The organism is Niveispirillum sp. FG156, assembly GCF_057809555.1.
Map to the genome: position 1 here is coordinate 1 of NZ_JBMDKE010000037.1, position 19,136 is coordinate 19,136.

General features: G+C 64.2%; 19 protein-coding genes. 13 read left to right on the forward strand and 6 right to left on the reverse strand.

The window, feature by feature from the left end:
• The first annotated feature begins 190 nt into the window (after nucleotides 1-190).
• The 5 genes from ACODSP_RS21170 to ACODSP_RS21190 are packed head-to-tail and all read left to right on the forward strand — an operon-like array spanning nucleotide 191 to nucleotide 4,385.
• Nucleotides 191-1,072 carry an alpha/beta fold hydrolase gene (locus ACODSP_RS21170; protein ID WP_488967526.1) on the forward strand — a complete coding sequence of 294 codons (882 nt, stop codon included), beginning with the start codon at nucleotides 191-193 and terminating at the stop codon, nucleotides 1,070-1,072.
• Between the two features lie 11 nt (nucleotides 1,073-1,083).
• Nucleotides 1,084-2,043 (forward strand): 3-carboxyethylcatechol 2,3-dioxygenase, encoded by a 960-nt coding sequence (locus ACODSP_RS21175; RefSeq protein WP_488967527.1) that lies wholly within the window; start codon nucleotides 1,084-1,086, stop codon nucleotides 2,041-2,043.
• A 15-nt stretch (nucleotides 2,044-2,058) separates the two neighbouring features.
• Complete coding sequence (wrbA, locus tag ACODSP_RS21180; RefSeq protein ID WP_488967528.1) at nucleotides 2,059-2,658, forward strand: NAD(P)H:quinone oxidoreductase; 600 nt, start codon at nucleotides 2,059-2,061, stop codon at nucleotides 2,656-2,658.
• Nucleotides 2,659-2,700: 42 nt separating this feature from the next.
• Nucleotides 2,701-3,624: a VOC family protein gene (locus ACODSP_RS21185; protein ID WP_488967529.1), complete on the forward strand. Its 924-nt coding sequence runs from the start codon at nucleotides 2,701-2,703 to the stop codon at nucleotides 3,622-3,624.
• A gap of 14 nt (nucleotides 3,625-3,638) precedes the next feature.
• On the forward strand, nucleotides 3,639-4,385 hold the full coding sequence (locus tag ACODSP_RS21190; RefSeq protein ID WP_488967530.1) for an SDR family oxidoreductase: 747 nt from the start codon (nucleotides 3,639-3,641) through the stop codon (nucleotides 4,383-4,385).
• Nucleotides 4,386-4,540: 155 nt separating this feature from the next.
• Here ACODSP_RS21190 and ACODSP_RS21195 read toward each other — a convergent pair whose 3' ends face one another.
• Nucleotides 4,541-6,181 carry an FAD-dependent monooxygenase gene (locus tag ACODSP_RS21195; protein WP_488967531.1) on the reverse strand — a complete coding sequence of 547 codons (1,641 nt, stop codon included), beginning with the start codon at nucleotides 6,179-6,181 and terminating at the stop codon, nucleotides 4,541-4,543.
• Nucleotides 6,178-6,489 (reverse strand): putative quinol monooxygenase, encoded by a 312-nt coding sequence (locus ACODSP_RS21200; protein WP_488967532.1) that lies wholly within the window; start codon nucleotides 6,487-6,489, stop codon nucleotides 6,178-6,180. Before ACODSP_RS21200 ends, ACODSP_RS21195 begins: the two co-directional genes overlap by 4 nt.
• A 110-nt stretch (nucleotides 6,490-6,599) precedes the next feature.
• On the opposite strand from ACODSP_RS21200, the gene ACODSP_RS21205 reads away from it, so the two are divergent.
• The 5 genes from ACODSP_RS21205 to ACODSP_RS21225 all read left to right on the forward strand — a co-directional run bounded on the left by ACODSP_RS21205 (nucleotide 6,600) and on the right by ACODSP_RS21225 (nucleotide 11,747).
• Entirely contained in the window at nucleotides 6,600-7,415 is an 816-nt protein-coding gene (locus ACODSP_RS21205; protein ID WP_488967533.1) for a GntR family transcriptional regulator, read from the forward strand.
• Between the two features lie 74 nt (nucleotides 7,416-7,489).
• Nucleotides 7,490-7,999, forward strand: coding sequence for a luciferase domain-containing protein (locus tag ACODSP_RS21210; RefSeq protein WP_488967534.1), 510 nt, complete (start codon nucleotides 7,490-7,492; stop codon nucleotides 7,997-7,999).
• A gap of 390 nt (nucleotides 8,000-8,389) precedes the next feature.
• Nucleotides 8,390-10,735: a TonB-dependent receptor gene (locus ACODSP_RS21215; protein ID WP_488967535.1), complete on the forward strand. Its 2,346-nt coding sequence runs from the start codon at nucleotides 8,390-8,392 to the stop codon at nucleotides 10,733-10,735.
• 117 nt (nucleotides 10,736-10,852) lie between these two features.
• The gene (locus ACODSP_RS21220; protein ID WP_488967536.1) at nucleotides 10,853-11,254 is read left to right on the forward strand and encodes a DUF6644 family protein; all 402 of its coding nucleotides are present in this window, start codon (nucleotides 10,853-10,855) and stop codon (nucleotides 11,252-11,254) included.
• Nucleotides 11,255-11,264: 10 nt separating this feature from the next.
• The gene (locus ACODSP_RS21225; protein ID WP_488967537.1) at nucleotides 11,265-11,747 is read left to right on the forward strand and encodes a DUF6644 family protein; all 483 of its coding nucleotides are present in this window, start codon (nucleotides 11,265-11,267) and stop codon (nucleotides 11,745-11,747) included.
• A 56-nt stretch (nucleotides 11,748-11,803) separates the two neighbouring features.
• Here the strand turns inward: ACODSP_RS21225 and ACODSP_RS21230 are convergent, their stop codons facing one another.
• From ACODSP_RS21230 to ACODSP_RS21240, 3 genes are read right to left on the reverse strand one after another with little or no spacing between them, the layout of a single operon-like run.
• Nucleotides 11,804-13,420 (reverse strand): GMC family oxidoreductase, encoded by a 1,617-nt coding sequence (locus ACODSP_RS21230; protein WP_488967538.1) that lies wholly within the window; start codon nucleotides 13,418-13,420, stop codon nucleotides 11,804-11,806.
• Complete coding sequence (locus tag ACODSP_RS21235) at nucleotides 13,413-13,661, reverse strand: hypothetical protein (protein ID WP_488967539.1); 249 nt, start codon at nucleotides 13,659-13,661, stop codon at nucleotides 13,413-13,415. Before ACODSP_RS21235 ends, ACODSP_RS21230 begins: the two co-directional genes overlap by 8 nt.
• A gap of 2 nt (nucleotides 13,662-13,663) precedes the next feature.
• Entirely contained in the window at nucleotides 13,664-14,782 is a 1,119-nt protein-coding gene (locus tag ACODSP_RS21240) for a Gfo/Idh/MocA family protein (RefSeq protein WP_488967540.1), read from the reverse strand.
• Nucleotides 14,783-15,487: 705 nt separating this feature from the next.
• Here ACODSP_RS21240 and ACODSP_RS21245 point away from each other — a divergent pair.
• From ACODSP_RS21245 to ACODSP_RS21255, 3 genes are all read left to right on the forward strand, one after another.
• Nucleotides 15,488-15,955 (forward strand): C-glycoside deglycosidase beta subunit domain-containing protein, encoded by a 468-nt coding sequence (locus tag ACODSP_RS21245; RefSeq protein ID WP_488967541.1) that lies wholly within the window; start codon nucleotides 15,488-15,490, stop codon nucleotides 15,953-15,955.
• A gap of 1 nt (nucleotide 15,956) precedes the next feature.
• Nucleotides 15,957-16,754: a sugar phosphate isomerase/epimerase family protein gene (locus tag ACODSP_RS21250; protein ID WP_488967542.1), complete on the forward strand. Its 798-nt coding sequence runs from the start codon at nucleotides 15,957-15,959 to the stop codon at nucleotides 16,752-16,754.
• A 147-nt stretch (nucleotides 16,755-16,901) separates the two neighbouring features.
• The gene (locus tag ACODSP_RS21255; protein ID WP_488967543.1) at nucleotides 16,902-18,182 is read left to right on the forward strand and encodes an MFS transporter; all 1,281 of its coding nucleotides are present in this window, start codon (nucleotides 16,902-16,904) and stop codon (nucleotides 18,180-18,182) included.
• Nucleotides 18,183-18,199: 17 nt separating this feature from the next.
• Here the strand turns inward: ACODSP_RS21255 and ACODSP_RS21260 are convergent, their stop codons facing one another.
• A complete protein-coding gene (locus ACODSP_RS21260; RefSeq protein WP_488967544.1) occupies nucleotides 18,200-19,096 on the reverse strand; it encodes an AraC family transcriptional regulator in 897 nt (298 codons plus the stop codon).
• Between the last annotated feature and the right edge of the window lie 40 nt (nucleotides 19,097-19,136).

A 19,136-nucleotide genomic window follows, 5' to 3' on the forward strand; every position in this document is an offset into this window, starting at 1 on the left:
GAAATCAGCGATCTGGTCACGGTCGGGATTGACCACCTCGCATCCGACCTGCGGATTTACCGCAACGTAATTTTGCTAACTATTTGATATATAATGACATACTATCGATCTTCTCTGCCTCCTAAAAAATTCGGTGACAAGCACATCCAAAACTAGCATGCTAGCGTGTAACAAATGACGGGAGGAACCCATGCATCTTTGGCCCGAAATCGCACGCGGCAGCATCCGCCTGGGATATGTCCAGGCTGGCCCGATCCGCACGCGCTATGTGGAGGCGGGGGACGCCGGCGCCGATGAGGCGGTGGTCTTCATCCCCGGCACGGGCGGCCATCTGGAGGCGTTTACACGCAACCTGCTGCCGCACGCTGAACAATACCGCACCATCGCGCTGGACATGATCGGCCACGGCTATAGCGACAAGCCCGACCATGATTATGAAATCCGCCATTATGTTCAGCATCTGCTGGATTTCTGCGATGCGCTGGGCCTGGCCCGCATCCATGTCCATGGGGAATCGCTGGGCGGCTGGATCGCGGCGCAATTCGCCATCGACCATCCCGACCGGGTGGCGACCCTGACGCTGAACACGGCCGGTGGCCTGAATACCGATCCCGCCGTCATGCAACGCGTCTACAACGTCACCATGAAAGCCGTGGCGGAGGCCAGCCCCGCCACCGTCCGCGCCCGCCTGGAATGGCTGATGCACGATCCAAAGCGCGTCACCGATGATCTGGTCGAGCTGCGCTTCGCTATCTACACTCAGCCCGGGTTCCTGCGCGCCATGGAACATATCCTGTGCCTGCAGAACATGGATATCCGCATGCGCAACGTGCTGACGGATGAAAGCCTGACGGGGGTGAAGGCGCCGACCCTGGTCATCTGGACCGACCATGACCCCACGGCGCCCGTGGCGACCGGCGAACGTTTCGCGCGCGCCATCCCCGATGCGCATCTGGTGATCATGGATGATTGCGCCCACTGGCCGCAATGGGAGAAGGCGGATGAGTTCAACCGCCTGCACCTGGAATTCCTGGCAAAGCACGCGCCGGCCTCCCGCCGGCCCGCCACCTGATGGGGGCGTCCATGTCGTCACCGAATGTGCGCATGATCTGCGCCTCGCACACACCCCTGATGGACCATGTGGATGCCGATCCGCAGGTGGATGCCGATGTGCGGCGCCACTTCGCCGCGCTGGCGGCGGAGGTGACGGAATTCGACCCCGAACTGATCGTCGAATTCGCACCTGACCATTTCAAAGGCTTCTTTTACGACATGCTGCCGCCCTTCACGGTCGGCATCCGCGCCACGGCCATCGGTGATTATGATATCGGCGGCATGGGCGATGCGTTCAACGTGCCGGAGGATCTGGCGCTGGATTGCGTGCGCGCCCTGCATGCATCCGATGTCGATGCCGCCATGTCCTACCGCGCGCAGCTGGACCATGGCTTCGCACAATTGCTGGTCCTGCTGACCGGCAATGTGGGGCGCTACCCGGTGCTGCCCATCCATATCAACTGTTCCGGCCCGCCCCTGCCCTCCTTCCGGCAGGTACGGCGACTGGGGACGGAGGTGGGGCGCTGGCTGTCGGGCCTGAACAGGCGGGTGCTGATCCTGGGCTCGGGCGGCCTGTCGCATGATCCGCCTATCCCCAGCATCCAGACGGCCCCACCGCCCGTCGCCGAAATGCTGATCGCTGGCCGCAACCCGCCCATGGAGGCGCGGCGTGCGCGTGAGCAGGCCAATTACGAAACAGCGCGCAAGCTGGCACGCGGCGAAGGAAGGGCCACACCGCTGAACCCCGACTGGGATCGCGCCTTCATGGAGCAGATGGCGACGCTGGATTTCGACAGCATCGCCACCCTGGGCGAGGCGGAACTGACCCGGCTGGCCGGGTGCGGCGGGCACGAGGTGCGCAACTGGGTCGCCGCCTATGCCGCCATGGCCGCCACGGGTCCCTTCGACCATCAGCAGATTTTCTATCGCGACATCCCGCAATGGAATGCCGGCATGGGCATCGCCACTGCCCGGCATCAGACGGCCTGAACAAGGAACAGCACAATGACGAAGGTTCTCGTCCTTTATTACTCCGCCTATGGCCATATGGAGATCATGGCCGAGGCGATGGCAGACGGTGCCCGCCGCACCGGTGCCGACGCCGTGGTGAAGCGCGTGCCGGAAACCGCACCGGAGGAGGTGGCCAAGGCCGCCCATTTCAAGCTGGACCAGAAGGCTCCCGTCGCGACCGTGGAAGAGTTGGGCGAGTATGACGCCATCATCGTCGGCTCCCCCACCCGCTTCGGTCGCATTGCCAGCCAGATGGCCGCCTTCTGGGACCGCACGGGTCCGCTCTGGTACTCAGGCGCCCTGCGCGGCAAGATCGGGGCGGCCTTCACCTCCACCGCCACCCAGCATGGCGGACAGGAAACGACCCTCTTCTCCATCATCACCAATCTGCTGCACCATGGCATGCTGGTGTGTGGTTTGCCCTATTCGCATCAGGGGCAGATGCGCATTGATGAGGTGACGGGCGGCTCCCCCTATGGCGCCAGCACCGTCAGCGGCATGAAGGGTGAGCGGCTTCCGTCGGAAACCGAACTGGAAGGTGCCCGCCACCAGGGAGAGACTGTGGCCCGGCTGGCAGGCCGGCTCGGTGCCTGAAAGGTGCCGGGGCAACGATAAAACGGGAGGAGGAGTGCCAAGATGATCAACGGCTTGCAACATCTGGCCCTGGGCGTGCCGGACCTGGCACCCGGTGCCGACTTCTATGAAACCTTCGGCCTGTCGGTGGAAAACCGCGCCGACCATCTGGCCTTTCGCTGCAAGGGGCGGGCACAGGACCAAATTGTGCTGGTGGAGACGGGGCAATCACGGCGCTTCCACCATGTCTCTTTTGGCACGGACGCAGCGGGGCTGGAAGCCATCGCCGGTCGCCTGCATGTGCGCGGGGTGCAGTTGCTGCCCCGCCCCTTCGCCGGTGCCGCAGAGGGCTTGTGGTTCCTGGACCCGGATGCGCATCTGGTGAATGTGCAGGTCGCGGACAATGCCGGGCGCGCACCGGAAGCGGGACCGGTGATCAACAGCCCCGGCCTGAACCCGCGCGCCGGCACGCGTGGCTGCCCGACCCGGGCGCTGCCCACCAATCCGCGTCGGTTGGGCCACCTGATCCTGTTCACGCCCGACGTGACGCGCAAGCTGACCTTCTATTGTCAGGTGCTGGGCATGAAACTGTCCGACACGTTGAAGGATGAATATGGCGCCTTCCTGCGGATCGCCGGCGACAGCGACCATCATGTCATCGGCTTCCTGAATTCGCCGGCCCCCGGTTTCCACCATGCCAGTTTCGAAATGGCGTCGGTCGATGAAGCGGAACTGGCGGCGGTGAAGCTGAAGACCAAGGGTTACAAACATGCCTGGGGACCGGGGCGGCATGCCATCGGGTCCAATTACTTCCATTATTTCCGCGATCCGTGGAATGGCATGTGTGAATATTACTATGACATGGACCATATCCCGGCCCAATGCGACTGGGAGGCCATTGAATGGACCAAACAGGACGGCATGTTCCTCTGGTCCGCTGACGGCCCGCCGCCCCCAGATTTCGGCCGCAATTACGAGATCGACTGAGGAAGAGGAAAATCATGGACCTGGGTTTGAAGGCCAAGAGCGCCATTGTCTGCGCCGCCAGCCAGGGGCTGGGGCGGGCCTGCGCCATGGCCCTGGCACGCGAAGGCGCCAATGTCGTCATCAATGGCAGGACCGAAGAAACGCTGTTGGCGACCGCCGCCGACATCAGGCGGGAAGCGCCGGACGTGACGGTGATCCCCGTACTTGGCGATATCAGCGACCCGGCAATCCGGGCAGCCGTAGTCGCGGCGGCCCCGCAGACGGATATCCTGGTCAATAATAATGGCGGCCCACCGCCCGGTGATTTCCGGGATTGGGACCGTGACACCTGGATCAAGGCACTGGACGCCAATCTGCTGACGGCGGTGGAACTGATCCGCCTGACGGTGGATGGCATGGCGGAACGCGGCTATGGCCGCATTGTCAACATCACCTCCTCCTCCGTGCGCGTGCCCATCCCCGTGATCGGGCTGTCCAGTGCGGCGCGGGCGGCGTTGACAGGGTTCGTGCTGGGTCTGGTTCCGTCCCTGTCGGGCAAGGGTGTGACCATCAACAACCTGTTGCCCGGCCCGTTCGACACCAACCGCTTGCGCCATTCCAAGGCGATCACGATGCATTTGACCAAGAACCATGTGGCCGGTCGCGTGGGCGATCCTGACGAACTGGGCGCCATGTGCGCGTTCCTGTGCGGACGCTATGCCGGCTACATCACGGGGCAGAACATCCAGATGGACGGCGGCCTCTATCCTGGAAATTTCTGACGGACGGGGAGACTCCCACCCCGACTGAGCGCCCGCTGGCAACGGCGGGCGCCTTTTTTATGCGCCACACTTCCCCCCAAAAAAAGACCGCCGGCCAGGGACAGGGGGTGAACCCTGCCCCGACCGGCGGTGTATCCGCAGTCAGATCGGAAAAGTTACGCCACATCCGCCAGGAAGGAAGCCGCTCCCTGGATGTTCAAAGTCGGGCTGCGCCAGGCCACATATCCGTCGGGACGGATGATGTAGAGGGCCTGACCATCCCGGAGATCGACGCCGTAACGCTCAAACACATCCGACAAGGCGGTGAATTCCACCCCCTGGCCCATGCCGAAATCCTGACGCGCCACCAGATGCGCCGACAGGTTGGGCCGGTCCGCCACCATCCCAGCCAGCGACTGGTTCAGATGCTCGATCTGCCGTGCGTCCAGCGGTTTGCGCGACAGGGCCAGCACCGTCATCCGGTAACCGGCCAGCAGGTCGAAAACCTCCCGCCCCAACCGCAGGGGGGCGTTCGGCGCCCGTGCGCCCGGCACCGGCCCCTTCTTCCAGCCGGCCCTGTCAGATGCGACCGCCGCCGTACCTGCGGGATAGATGATGTCGCGCTGTGACAGGCGGCGGAAGGCCTTGGTCTGAATGGGCCGCGCGCGCGATATGATCTTCAACATCAGCGGCAGGATCAGGTCGCGCAGCGCCGCCTTGAACCCCGCCTGACCGGCAGCGGCGGCGAACAGGCGGCCTGTGCTTTTCACCACCTTCTCGCCCACGGGCCGGCGCTCCCCGTCATAGGTGTCCAGAAGCGCGGCATTGCCGCCACGCAGGGCGGCGGACAGTTTCCAGGCCAGGTTCGCCGCATCCTGAAGGCCGGTATTCATCCCCTGCCCGCCCGCCGGCGAATGGATATGGGCGGCATCCCCCGCCACAAAGGCCCGGCCAGACCGATACCGGTCCACGAACCGGTGATGGGCGCGATAGCGGGTGATCCAGACCGGATCGCTGAGCGTGATGGGCATGTTGATGGCGGCCGACATGCCTTCCTGCATTTCCTTCAGGTCCAGGGGCAGCGGCTGCGCCGCCTCCCCTTCGCCGAAGCCACCGGAAAGATCGGTCGCCATCACACGTGACAGCCGGCTACCGTAAAGCGGCAGGAACAGGCCGATGCGCCGACCATTGATGAAGACACGGAACCGGTGATGGTCCAGCGGCCATTCCACCTTGCAATCGGCCAGCAGGAAACGCTGCGGCAGCATCTCCCCGTCCCAGCCAATGCCCGCCGCCTCGCGCACCACGCTGCGCGATCCATCCGCGCCGACGATGTAGGTGCTGCGGATTTCCTCGACCGTACCGTCCAGGGCCGTGACATGGGCGCTGACCCCGTCCTGATCCTGCACCAGATTAAGCAATTGCCTGCCGCGCTCCACCCGCACGCCTTGCGCCTCCAGATCCTGGATCAGCAGCGTTTCCGTCTCCGATTGCGGGATCATCAGGATGAAGGGAAAGGGTGTATCGGCGGTGCGGGCCAGATCGAAATTCAACCCGCCCCGGAACGGCCCCTTCACATGCAGGTTCACCGAACCGGCAATGACGCCGCGCGCCAGGAAACGGTCGGCCAGACCGATGGATTGCATCAGTTCCAGGGTGCGCGCCTGGACCGCGAAGGCACGGGATTCACGCGTGGGTTCGACCCGGCGTTCGATGATCCGCACCTTCACGCCGCTGCGCACCAGCAGGCACGCCGCCATCAGGCCCGTGGGACCGGCACCGACAACCAGGACCTCACAATCCGGTACCGCGCTCATGGGACGTCCCCCTTCGCGGCGAAGGTGCGGCAGAGCGTGATGGCATAGGGTTCTGTAAACAGGTCCTCGCGGCTGTCCTGTACCCAGCGCGCCACCTCGCCGCCGACATGCAGCTTGAAGGCATCCTCATCGATGAAGGTGTTGAAAATGGCGAAGCGGCCACCGCCCAGGTCCATGGCGCGAAAGCTGGTGGTGCCGGGCTCTGCCTGCAGGCGGCGCGCCGCCTCTGTCAGGAAGACGCGCGCGGCATCTTCCTTCCCGGGGCATGCCTCCATCGTCGCCCAGACGGCAAGTGCATCCGTCGGCATATCATCCTCCCTGCTTGGATCGTTATGCCGGTAGAATGTGCAGACGATGATCAAAGTGTCAACAGTTTGCAGTTGCACTGTCGACAAATACTGCTAGAATGGTTTGCATCATGAATGAACGCGCCCCAACCCCGTCTCGTGAGAATGTCACCGCCGTCTATCGGCGGCTACGCCGGATGATCCTGTCCGGCAAGCTGAAGGGCGGGCAGCACCTTTCCCAGGTGCAACTGGCCCTGGATTTCGACACCAGCCGGGGACCGGTGCGCGAGGCGCTGCGCATGTTGCAGCAGGAAGGACTGATCGAGGCGGAAACCAACCAGCAGGGACGGGTCGTCAGCTATTCCATCGATGATCTGGAACAGGTCTTCTCCTTGTTGACACTCAACGCCGCCATGGCCATCCGGGCGGGGGCGGACCGGTTGACGGAGGCCGACATGGCCATCGTCCGCCGCGCCGTCGCCCGGATCGAAGCGGCACCGGAACTGGCGCAAAGTCCACGGGGCGCCACACGGCGGCGGCTGGCGTTCCGGCGGCTGATCAGCACGCTCTGCCGCCATGGCGGACGCCATGTCACGCAGATGATCGATGATCTGCTGGACCGGCTGGCCATGTTCCGTGGCATGCATGAGGTGGTGGGCAGTCCCCCGCCCTATCCGCTGGAGAACGGGTTCCAGCCCCTGCTGGACGCCTGCGAGAAGAAGGACGCGGCAACGGCTGCCCTGTTCATGACGGAAAAGATCGCCAACATCGCCGGCAAGGCCCTGGCCTATCTCGACCGGCGCTATCTGCCGGTGCAACTGAACCTGTATGTGGAAGCCGTGCGCGGCGCGTTGAGCGCCTCCGGACAAGCCGGCCCCTCCACTGTGACCATCCGCGTGCGCGGCATGCCCGGCGGACGTGTGGAATGCGTGATCCTGCCCGACTGAGCAGTCGCCGCAGGAAGTGTTGACACCTATGCTGCGCACCAGCCGTAACCGACACCGAATCAACAGGTGGAACCATGGATATGATTGCCCCGCGTGAGGGCGGATTGTCCGCCCGCGATGGGCCACGCCCCCGCACGACCCCACATGCCCCGCACAGCCAGATCGACCAGATCCCGACGGACCGGCGGCAGCTGGGACGGTCGCTGCTGACGGCACTGTCGGCCCTGCCCGGTGTGGAAACCGGCAGTAGCCGGCGCGCCCCGCCCGGTACCGTCGGGCTATACCTGCGCGGAGGGCGGCCCATGGAACGGCCACGGGCCTTCCTTCTGGGCCATGAATTCGCCCATGTGCATCTGGAGGATGATGGCAGCCTGCATACCGTCCTGCCCGAGCCGCTGCGCGGCGATGCCATCGCCAAAGGCTGGGCCGAACCGCACCCGTTGGCCGGATACCCCACCGTGTCGCCCGACACCGTGATGATCTACGCACCCCGCAACCAGGAGGAGGTGTCATTGGTCGCCTGGCTGGTCCGCAACGCCCACGCATACGCATCCGACAGCGTCAGCGCGGAACCAGCCTTCTAAAACCGCCGCAGGCCGCGAAACAGCCATCGCAGCCCGCCCAATCTTCAAAATCAAGCCATGACCAACCGGCATCCGGACGCTTCACCGGGGGCCGGAGAGGGAGGTTGCACGCCCAGACGCGGAAGTTTCCGCAATCATACCAATCCGCCTTGATGCTGACCAATAGTCAGCATCAAGGCGGCCCTCAAACGCCGGGCGCGCGCATCCGCGCGCTTGGCTTACGGCGCACGAGCGCCGGGCCGCCAGTCGGCGGCCTCCAATCCACCGAAGGTCAAACCTTCGGCGGATTGGTATCAGAACAACAAGGGTCCGGGTGTGGTTTCAGCCAGCCGTCCCCGCCCTTGCCGAAATAATCCAACCGACGACAATAAATATCTTGGGGAGGTACTCATGAAGAAAATCCTTCTGGCCGGCACAGCCCTGCTGACCGGCCTGACCGCAACCACCGCCTTCGCGCAGACACCCGCACCGGCCAAATCCGGGCTTGAGGAGTTCGTACTGGAAGAGATCGTGGTCACGGCGGTGCGTGCGCAGACGCTGTTGTCCAAGACGCCCGTGTCGGTGTCCGCCGTCAGCGCCGACAATCTGCGCGACCAGGGCATCAGCGACCCGACCAATCTGGCCGACGCGGTGCCGAACCTGGCCATCGACCGCGTCAATGGTGCCGGCGTGCAGATCACCATCCGTGGCGTTTCCAGCACCGATAACAGCGAGAAGGGCGACCCGTCCGCCGCCTTCCTGGTGGATGGCGTCTATATCGCGCGGCCACAAGCACAAGAGGTCAGCTTCTTCGACCTGGAACGGGTGGAGGTGCTGCGCGGCCCGCAGGGCACGCTTTACGGACGCAATACCACGGCGGGTCTGATCAACCTGATCTCCGCCCGTCCCAAGGATAAGTTCCAGGCATCCGGCGACCTTGCCTATGGCAGCTATGATACGCTGCAGGCCGCCGCTATGGTGAATGTGCCCGTGGATGACAACATCGCCATCCGCGCCGCCGCCAACTACAATTACCGCGATAGCTACCTGTACGAGGGCGCGTCCACCCCTTCGCTTGATGCCGGCAAGAAGGACCTGTCCTTCCGGCTTAGCGCCAAGGCCGATATCGGGGAACGGGTGCGGCTCTATGTAAAGGGCGACACCAGCACGATGAAGGGCAATCCCCAGACCGGGGTGGCCCTGTCCAACTTCTTCCAGATGCCGATCATTGCGGCCCCCAACGGACAGCGCGGGGCCACGCCCATCCGCCTTTCCGACCAATCGTCAAAGGAACTGCGCACCCTGGGCTTCACCCAGAACCGCAAATCCACGACCGATAACAGCACCTGGGGCATCCATGGCGAGCTGGAGGTCGATATTGTCGAGAACCTGACCGCCACCTACCTCGGCTCCTACCGTGAATTCACGCGCGACGAATTACAGCGCGGCTATGTAGGTCTGACCTATCAGGCGCTGCCCGGACTGCCGCCGCCGGGCGTGCGGGTACCGCTGGAAGCCACGTTCGATGGCGAGTATGAGCAGCAGTCGCATGAGCTGCGCTTCGCCTATCAGACCGACCGCCTGTTGGCCCAGGGTGGGGTCTATTATTTCCGTGAACAGTCCGGCGTGGAATTCCTGCTGTTCGGCACGCGCGGCTTCACGGCCGGCCAGCGTGGCTATGTCTATGGTTTCCCGCAGGACCCAACCATCTCCAAGACGTTGGGCTTCTTCGGGCAGGCGACCTTCAACCTGACCGATGATCTGCGTTTCACGGGCGGCCTGCGCCATACCAGCGATGACAAGTCTCGCGTGGGCGCCACCATCAACCACGCCAATGTCACCGATCCCCTTGATTTCACACCCGCCACCCAGCCCGGAACCACCAATCCGCGCGGACAGCGGGACTCACTGAACAATGCCGCCGTCAGCTATACCAAGCTGACCTGGCGGGCGGGCCTGGACTATGACCTGACCGACGATACGATGCTCTATGGCACCGTCTCCACGGGCTACAAGGCCGGTGGCTTCAACGAGGGCTGCCTTGCCGGGCAGGTGAACTGCAATGCGCCGGTTCCCGCCAGCGATCTGTTCTATTCACCCGAAACCCTGACCGCCTATGAGGCGGGGGTGAAGACCAGTCTGGCCAACCGCAAGGTCCGGCTGACCGGCGCCTATTTCCACTATGATTATTCCAACCTGCAGCTCAGCCAGATCTCGGCCACCTATTGCGGTGGCGCGCCGTGCCTGGTGACCAGCAATGCCGGCAAGGCGAAGATCGACGGCGTGGAACTGGAGGCCCTGGCCCAGCCCGATGCGCGCAACCGCTTCAACCTGTCGCTGGCCTGGCTGGATGCCCGCTACACCGATTATCTGGTCTCCGCCGGCGTCAATCTGAAGGGTGAGCAGTTGGACCGGTCGCCGAAATGGACGGCCACCCTGGGCTATGACCACACGCTGCCGGTGGGCGAAGGGTCACTGGTGCTGGGCGCGCGGTCGCGGATCAGCGGCGGCTATCACCTGATCAATACCGCGCTGCGCAACTTCTTGCGTCAGCCCAGCTTCACGCGCACAGACCTGACGGCGACCTACAATGCGCCCGGCGACCGCTATTACATCCAGGCCTATGCCAAGAACCTGGAGAATGACATCGCCCTGGGCAGTGTCGCCCTGTCGGCCAATTACCCGGCCATGACCGATGGCACAGCCCAGATCTCCGACCCCCGCACCTTCGGCGTGCGGGCCGGGTTCAAGTTCTGAGGTGGTGGCCGTAGGTCAGGTCGAGCGGAGCGAGCCCTGACAGAAAAGGCTTGAAAGCAATACTGTCAGGGCTCGGCTGGCGCCTCGACCTGACCTACGGGTCGCCGGGAGGAGATCATGGAATTCACGACCTCGCTGGCCGCACCCTGGGTCATCCCGACCCTGCTGGTCATCCACCTCATCGCCATCGCCTTCATCATCGGTTCAGCACTGGTCAGCAATTTGCGGCTTGCCGGTGTCCTGGCGGGTGATGTGGAGGTGGGTACGGTTCTGCGCCGCTATCGGCCCTGGCTTTGGGGGGCACTGACGGTAGCACTGATATCCGGACTGATCATGGCCGTCGCGCGACCGGACAGGCTGCTCGGCAACCCGGTCTTCGGGGCGAAGCTGGTGCTGCTGCTGACAGCCATTGTCATGACGCTGCTGGCATCCCGGCTGCCGAAGCCGCTGGCCTGGGTGTCACTGGGCCTGTGGATCGCCGTGATCGTCTGTGGGCGCTGGGTCGCCTACGCGGTTTGAAAGGGGCATCATGAGCGACTTTCTTCACGCCGTTCAGGCCTCAATGATCGGGCAGTTCATGCGCGACAGCGCGCTGGCCTTGCCCGGCGTCGCGGCGCTGCATGTCGTCGCGGTCGCCCTGGTCCTGGGCACTATCGCCATTGTCGATCTGCGCCTGCTGGGCCTTGTCGCACACCGGCGCGGTGTCCAGCATCTGGCTCGCGAGATGCTGCCCTTCACCTGGGCCGCCTTCGCCCTGGCGGTTCTGACGGGCCTGCTGCTGTTCAGCGGCCATGCGGTCGACTATGTCGGGAAGGGGCCGTTCAAGGGCAAGATGCTCATGCTGCTGCTGGCCGGCATCAACATGGCGGTCTTTCACGCCACGGTCTGGCGGCGCGTCGCGGATTGGGACCATGCAAGGCAGCCGCCGGTGGGTGCCCGTATCGCCGGGGGCCTGTCGCTGCTGTTCTGGACCGGGGCCATCTTCGCGGGCCGCTGGATCGGTTTGGTCTGATCGCAGTTCCCAAGAAGGAAAACGGCCCGCGATGAACATCGCGGGCCGTTTGCACATCATCCCCGCCGCAGGATCAGTTCCGCCGCCCGTTGGCCGATGGCCATGGCCGGGCCGTTGGTATTGCCCGACACAGGCGTGGGCATGATGGAGCAATCGACAACCCGCAGCCCCTCAACCCCATGCACGCGACAGGCATCATCCACAACGGATGTGGCAGGATCGGTGCCCATGGAACAGGTGCCGGTGCCATGCAGGCCCGGATCGGTCATGCCGCGCAGTTCGGCCAATATCTCCGCATCGGTTTGAAGGGCCAAACCGGGCTGCCGCTCCTCCCCCACGAAGCGCGCTAGGGCCTTGGACCCCGCCATCCGGCGCAGCAGGCGGAACAGTTCCAGCGCCTTGCGCTGATCCTCTTCCTCCTGCCAGAAGCGCGGATCGATGACGGGGGCGTCGCGGAAATCGGCGCTGGCCAGCCGCACGGTCCCGCGCCCCTTGGGCCGCAGATGAAAGCCCGCGAAGGTGATGCCCGGCCTGTCGGAAATCGGGCTGCCGGGATTGGCGGCCATTTCCTTGACGGTGCGCATGGCGAAGGGAGAGGCGGCAAGCTGCATGTCGGGCCAGTCGGCGGGCGCCCCCTCCCCCGACACCAGGGCCGTGACCGGCATGCCGACCCGCGCCAGTGGCCCCGTGCCTGTCAGGAAATAGCGCAGGGCATTGCGCGGCAGCCGCCAGCCCCGAAATTCCCGGTTCAGGCCCGGATGGTTGCGCAGATCGTAGGAGATGCCCATCTTCTGATGGTCGCACCAATTCTCCCCCACCGCCGGCAGGTCGCGCAGGACCTGGATACCCTGCTGCGCCAGATGCGCACCCGGCCCGATGCCCGACAGCATCAGAAGCTGGGGGGAACGATAGACGCCGGCGGACAGCACGATATCCCGGCCGGCCGTATGGCGCAGGGTTTCCCCGCCCCGCTCGCATTCGATGGCGATCGCCCGCCCTCCCTCGACCACCACCCGTTTCACCAGGCAATCGGTGACGATCGACAGGTTGGGCCGGTTGCGCACAGGGGCCAGGAACGATTCATAGGCCGAAGCCCGTTGTCCACTGCGGTTCACGGTATATTGCGTGCGCCCAACCCCTTCCAAGGCCGGGGCGCAGATATCCTCCGTCCAGGGGATTCCCATTTCCCGGCAGGCGCCGACGATGGCATCGAAAACCGGCCCGCGATATGTGGCCTGGGTGATCTGCTGTGGGCCTTCCAGGCCGCGTGAGCTGTCGGCGCCGGCGGCCTGATAATCCTCGATCTGGCGATAGGCCTTGCGGATCGCCGTCCAGCCCCAGGAGGGGAGGCCCGCGTCGCGCCAGACGTCGAAATCGCGCGGCTGTCCGCGCAGATACCAGGTTCCGTTGACGGCAGAGGAGCCGCCGAGACCGCGCCCATAGCTGTGCCGTTCCGGTCGACGCCCCGGCTGCGGCACCACGGGGAAGGACCAGTAATAGTCCGGATTGCCCATGATCTTCGCGAAGCCGGCGGCCATCTTGATGAACACGCTCTGGTTCGTGCCGCCGGCCTCCACCAGCAGAACCCGGTTGGCGGGATCATCGCTGAGCCGCCGTGCCACCACGCAGCCCGCCGACCCAGCCCCCACCACGATATAGTCAAAATCAGCCATTCTTTGATCTTTCCGATCCATTGATGCCCATGACCCGCGCGTTCAGTGCCAGGTCGGCACCGCCAGCGGCGAAATCGTCGAAAGCGTGTTCGGTGACGCGGATGATATGCCGATCAATGAAGGGCACGCCCTTGCAGCCCACTGCGGTCGTCCAGCCAGCGATGGCGTCAAGCGAGTTGAACGGGGCTTTGTCGCCCGCGACCTGCGCCAGGAAAATGGTGGGTCCCTTGATCGTGCGCATCTCTACACCTCGAATTCGACCCAGCCGGCCCCGGCCCGGCTGGCGGTGACGGCCAGATGGATGAAGGCCATGCTGCGCAGCCCGTCATCGATACCGGGCAGCAAGCTGCCCTCCTTCTCCCCCCGCAATTGCCGGGCGAAGTCACGATAGAGGTTGGCGAAGGCCTCCAGATATCCTTCCGGATGGCCGCCAGGTGTGCGGGTGGCCCGGCACGCATCGGGACCTAGGCTGGCATCGCCCGCCTGGATGATCTCCGTCCGCCCGTCGCCGTGCCGCCAGATCAGCATGTTCGGCTGTTCCTGGCTCCAATCCAGGCCCGCTTTGTCACCATAGACGCGCAGGCGCAGCCCGTTGCGCTCCCCCACCATGATCTGGGAGGCCAGCAGCACGCCACGCGCGCCGTTATTGAAACGCAGCAGCACCTGACAATCATCATCCAGCGCACGGCCCGGCACCATGGCGGCAAGATCGGCCAGCAATTGCGTAACCCGCAGTCCCGTCACGAATTCCGCCAGATGAAAGGCATGCACGCCGATATCGGCAATGGCCCCGCCTTCACCCGCCTGGGCCGGATCGGTGCGCCACAGCGCCTGTTTGCCCTCCGCAGCGCTGGCCAGCCAGCCTTGCGGATATTCCACCACCACCTTGCGCACGGCCCCCAGCGCACCAGACGCTACCCGCGCCCGCGCGTCGCGCACTAACGGATATCCCGAATAGGTGTAGGTCAGGCCATAAAGCCGGCGCGTGCGGGCGATGATGGCGGCCAGTTCCTTGGCCTCCGCCAGGGTGGCCGTCGCCGGCTTGTCGCACATCACCGCCACACCCGCCCGCAGCGCCATGCGCGCCGCCGTGAAATGATGGTGGTTGGGCGACGCGATGGTGACGAAATCGATCCCGTCATCACGGCCCGCCTCCGTCGCCAGCATCGTTGCGACATCGGGATAGGCCCGCTTGGGATCGATACGATAGATGTCGCCGGCCTGACGCGACCGGGCGGGATCACTGCTGAATGCGCCGGCAACCAGTTCAATCTCCCGGTCCAACTCGGCGGCGATGCGATGAATCGGGCCGATAAAGGCACCCGCCCCGCCGCCGATCAGTCCCATGCGTAGCCGCCGCATCACATCTCTCCTGCCATCTTCGGATTTTGGCGCAACGCCTGACGCCGCGCCGGGGCGTTCGATGCCATCTGATCGGGAAACGGATTGCAGGCGCTGCGCCGGCCAGCCTGTCAGGACCGGCACGTCCGTCATGGGGTCCAGAACCCGCACCGTGCATCCGCATGGGTAGTGATACAAGCCCGCAAGCTAGAATGCAAGAATTCTAGTTTGCGGTATTTCTCCGTCGTTCTGGCCCCAAATCCCCCACACACCAGACGCAAGATGGAGGAAGAAAGAGTTGCGCGGCCTGTGCCGCCACAGGCCGCAACGGCATCGCGTCCCCATTAAGTCTAGGACTTCTGCCGTACTCATCATCGGCCATCAGCGAACAGACCTGTCCCCTATCTTGTCCGCCCGCTTACGAGAGCCCTTGCATGCCAGTGAAAAGCCTGCTATTCAGAGGATGAAGCGAACGCACGGGATGGCTGCCCGGCGGCGATGATACGATCCGTTCCCCGAATACATACCAGGGCATGTATTGCCTCTGGTCAGCGGGGCGGTACCTGTTCATCATCAACATGGTTGCATGCGACACTGTTCCCATCGGGGGCAGTGGCCGATCAGCGCCTCCCGCCGGTTCCCCCTGATTTCCCCTTATCTCCAGCGCCCCCATGCCCTGCCCCCGCAGGTTGGAGAACCGTAGATCATGCCGAGGAGACACGCTCGATGAGCAACGAGTTGCAACGGACGAACCGGAACCAGGCCGACAGGGCCAAACAGGGGATCGTCGTCTTTTCCCGCGTGGGTCAGCGCGACCTGTTCGCCGACAATGCCATTGAAAGGACGCCCGACGGCTGGCGTCTGCTGATCCGCAATCCCTGGTACACGGGCACCTATCTGTCCACAGTATCCTTCATCAAGATCAGCGTGAACGGCCATGTGGTGGCGGAGGCGGACACCTTTATCGCCCTGCGCGGGCAGAAGGTCCCTGTCGCCTATGCCAAATATCTGCATGAAATCTGGTGGGGCATGGGCGAGGTGGCAGAAGTGCTGCTGACCGACGCGGCACTGGCCGACATCGTGACCGCCAGCAACCAGGTCGGCGTCGATATCGATATGCGCACGACCTTCAGCTACGGCTTCCCCAACGACACGCTGCCCTACCGGCTGACCGGTGAACTGGAGATGCGTTGAAATGAAACTCGGCCTCAGCCTCTACACCTTCGGCGCCGACATCCATGCCGGCAAGATGAACGTCTTCGATGCCATCCGCAAAGCCGCCGAGATCGGCTGCGATGGCGTGGAGATCATCGCAGAGCAGCATATCCCCGGCTGGCCCAATCCCAACCTGGATGACCTGACGGCCATCCGGGAACTGGTGGCCTCGCTGGACATGGAGATTTTCTGTTTCAGCTGCTATTTCGGCAAGAATATCCGCAGCGACCGGCCCCAGACCTGGGAAGAACTGATCCACAACGCCAAGCGGATCATCGCCCTGACGGCGCATCTGGGCGCCAAGGTCATGCGCCCCGCCTTCAATGCCGAACCGGTCGGTGAACTGATCGAATTCGTGAAGGCCGTGCTGCCGACGCTGGAGAAATACGGCGTCATCTGGGGCGTGGAACTGCACGCCCCGCACCCGCCATCCTACTATCTAGAAGCGCTGGAGACCGTGGCCTCGCCCTGGTTCCGGCTGGTTCCCGACTTCTCCTGCTGGCAGGGGCCGAACGCGCCGGGGCAGATACAGACCAACCCGCTTTCCACCTTTGAACCACTGCTGAAATACACGGTGCATTGCCACGCCAAGGCACACATGTTCGATGCGGCGGGGGAAGAGCCGAACACGCCCTACAAGGAATTGCTGGGCATGCTGGCCGATCATGGCTTCAAGGGTTCCATCGCCGGGGAATATGAGGGCTGGTTCATCAATTACCTGCCATCCGAACAACCGGCCCGGACCCTGTTCAACCTGCTGGAGCGATACGGACGATAGGTCGCCCTCCAGGCAAACCCGCCGTAGGTCGCGGGTGAGCGACAGCGAACCCCGACAAGCGACAGTGCCATTGAATGTCGGGGTTCATCTCCGCCTCACCCACGACCTACGGACATTTACGACGTGTGACCGCGCAAAGGAGTGCCAATGTCCGCTTCCCATCCAGAGACCATGCAAGGTGCCTATGCCCCCGCCCAGGGGGTGAAAACACCCAGCCTGCGTGAACAGCGGCTGCTCGGGCTGCTCTTTACGCTGGGGCTGGCGGCGGTGTCGCTGTTCCTGTTCTGGACGGCCCTGCAATCGGTCTTTCTGGCTTTGCAGGTCCAGAAGATTGATCCCGCAGGGGCGGCGGGCAGCTTGGCCTTCGTGATCGGCATCGGGGCCGTCGGCGCGCTGTTCACAGCACCGGCGGCCGGCGCGCTCAGCGATCGGACCCGCAGCCGGATCGGCGGGCGGGGCCCGTGGATGCTGGGCGGCGCCGGGGCGACCATCGTGCTGGCCCTGCTGTTGTCGCAGGCCGGCAGCATCACGGAACTGGCGATCTATTGGCTGTTGATCCAGGTCAGCACCAATCTGGTCTTCACGCCCATCACCGCCTATATCCCGGAACGGGTGCCGGTGGCGCGGCGCGGCATCTTCTCCGCCGCCATCGGGCTTTCCCATCTAGGAGGCGTGCTGTTCGGTCAGGTGTTCGGTGCGGCATTCGCGGAGCGGATGCTGCTGGGCTATGCCGTCATCAGCGTGCTTTTACTGCTAGCCATCAGCGTCTTTGTGGTGGTGAACCGCCGGTCCAATATTGGGGAGCCGAAGCCGCCCTTCAACCTGTCGAAGCTGCTCTCTACCTTCTGGGTCAATCCCTTGAAATATCCGGCCTTCGGCTGGACCTTCCTGGGCCGCTTCCTGATGCTGACGGGCTTTTTCCCGCTGAAGGTCTATCTGCTTTACATCTTGCAGGATTATGTCGGCCTGGGTGCCGACGCCGTGAAGAACGTGCCGGCCATGGGCCTGGCCGGCATGGCGGGAGCCGCCATCGGCACACCCCTGGCCGGCTGGCTGAGCGACCGACTGGGTGTCACGCGACCGCTGATCTATATCTGCGCCACTGTGATGGTCGGGGCCATCCTGGTACCCCTGGCTTTCCCCACCTTCGCAGGCATGGTCATCTATTCCTTCCTGATCGGGGCCGGCTTCGGCGGCTTCGGATCGGTGGATTATGTGCTGATCACCAAGGTACTGCCGTCGCAGGATGATGCGGGCAAGGATCTGGGCATCATCAACATGACCACGACCCTGTCCCAGACACTGGGCGTCGGACTGGCGGGCGCCATGGTCAGCATGGTCGGGACCTATGGCGTGCTGTTCCCCATGGGGATCGGCTTCATCACCCTGGGCACGCTCTGCGTGGCCTTCATCAAGGGCGTGCGGTAGGGCGGACAAGGGGCAGCCTATCCCACCAACCTTTCGACGTCACGGGACGGCGGCATGCCGAAGGCCCTGCTATATTCGCGGCTGAACTGCGACGCGCTTTCATAGCCGACCTGATAGGCCGCCTCGCCCGCCTCCATGCCGGATGCCAGCAGGCGCCGCGCCATGTGCAGGCGCATGGTCTTTTGATATTGCAGCGGGCTCATCGCTGTTACCGCCCGGAAATGCCGGTGGAAAGATGCGACACTCATGCCCGCAATCTCCGCCAACATGCCGGTGCGCAGCGTTTCCTCATAATGGCTGCCGATCCAGTCGATCACCCGGCGGATGCGGGCCAGGCGACTGTCGGCCTGTGCGATCTGGCACAGGTGCCCGCCCAGCGGCCCCCGCAGCAGACGGTAAATGATTTCCCGTTCGCGGGCCGCCGCCAGGGCCGGCACATCCTCCGGCTGATCCAGCAGCGACAAGAACCAGTTCCAGGCCTCCAGCAGGTCCGGCGTGACGGCGCTGACCCCGAAACAGGGCTGATCCCCCGCAACGGGCGCGTTGTTGACCAGTCCCGGCGGCAGACCGGCAATCAGATCGGCCAGGACCGCGCGGTCCAGTTCAAGCCCCACGGCAAGGTACGGCTCCACCGGGCTGGCATCCAGCACCCGGCCCGTGGCCGGCAGGTCCAGCGAGGCCACGAAATAACGGGCGCTGTCATATTCCAGCATCGTGTCCCCCACCGTCACCTGCTTGCGCCCGCGCAGGATCAGGCAGGTGACAGGGGTCAGCATGGTGGCGACACCGCTGCCGGGTCGGTTCAACACACTCAATGTCAGCCGGGGGATCGGCGTCTCGGTGCACGGCGAGGTCGCGTGCCGCAGCACCCGGTGCCGCATGATCTCCATCATGTCATGCATCGGCGTGACCATCTCCGTTCCGTCGCTGATTGATAGGATTGGGCAAGTGATC

Bases quoted from the DNA above. Each gene is read 5' to 3' on its own strand.
- ACODSP_RS21170 (WP_488967526.1), top strand. From the start codon at position 191: ATGCATCTTTGGCCCGAAATCGCACGCGGCAGCATCCGCCTGGGATAT.
- ACODSP_RS21175 (WP_488967527.1), top strand. From the start codon at position 1,084: ATGTCGTCACCGAATGTGCGCATGATCTGCGCCTCGCACACACCCCTG.
- wrbA (WP_488967528.1), top strand. From the start codon at position 2,059: ATGACGAAGGTTCTCGTCCTTTATTACTCCGCCTATGGCCATATGGAG.
- ACODSP_RS21185 (WP_488967529.1), top strand. From the start codon at position 2,701: ATGATCAACGGCTTGCAACATCTGGCCCTGGGCGTGCCGGACCTGGCA.
- ACODSP_RS21190 (WP_488967530.1), top strand. From the start codon at position 3,639: ATGGACCTGGGTTTGAAGGCCAAGAGCGCCATTGTCTGCGCCGCCAGC.
- ACODSP_RS21195 (WP_488967531.1), bottom strand. From the start codon at position 6,181: ATGAGCGCGGTACCGGATTGTGAGGTCCTGGTTGTCGGTGCCGGTCCC.
- ACODSP_RS21200 (WP_488967532.1), bottom strand. From the start codon at position 6,489: ATGCCGACGGATGCACTTGCCGTCTGGGCGACGATGGAGGCATGCCCC.
- ACODSP_RS21205 (WP_488967533.1), top strand. From the start codon at position 6,600: ATGAATGAACGCGCCCCAACCCCGTCTCGTGAGAATGTCACCGCCGTC.
- ACODSP_RS21210 (WP_488967534.1), top strand. From the start codon at position 7,490: ATGGATATGATTGCCCCGCGTGAGGGCGGATTGTCCGCCCGCGATGGG.
- ACODSP_RS21215 (WP_488967535.1), top strand. From the start codon at position 8,390: ATGAAGAAAATCCTTCTGGCCGGCACAGCCCTGCTGACCGGCCTGACC.
- ACODSP_RS21220 (WP_488967536.1), top strand. From the start codon at position 10,853: ATGGAATTCACGACCTCGCTGGCCGCACCCTGGGTCATCCCGACCCTG.
- ACODSP_RS21225 (WP_488967537.1), top strand. From the start codon at position 11,265: ATGAGCGACTTTCTTCACGCCGTTCAGGCCTCAATGATCGGGCAGTTC.
- ACODSP_RS21230 (WP_488967538.1), bottom strand. From the start codon at position 13,420: ATGGCTGATTTTGACTATATCGTGGTGGGGGCTGGGTCGGCGGGCTGC.
- ACODSP_RS21235 (WP_488967539.1), bottom strand. From the start codon at position 13,661: ATGCGCACGATCAAGGGACCCACCATTTTCCTGGCGCAGGTCGCGGGC.
- ACODSP_RS21240 (WP_488967540.1), bottom strand. From the start codon at position 14,782: ATGCGGCGGCTACGCATGGGACTGATCGGCGGCGGGGCGGGTGCCTTT.
- ACODSP_RS21245 (WP_488967541.1), top strand. From the start codon at position 15,488: ATGAGCAACGAGTTGCAACGGACGAACCGGAACCAGGCCGACAGGGCC.
- ACODSP_RS21250 (WP_488967542.1), top strand. From the start codon at position 15,957: ATGAAACTCGGCCTCAGCCTCTACACCTTCGGCGCCGACATCCATGCC.
- ACODSP_RS21255 (WP_488967543.1), top strand. From the start codon at position 16,902: ATGTCCGCTTCCCATCCAGAGACCATGCAAGGTGCCTATGCCCCCGCC.
- ACODSP_RS21260 (WP_488967544.1), bottom strand. From the start codon at position 19,096: ATGGTCACGCCGATGCATGACATGATGGAGATCATGCGGCACCGGGTG.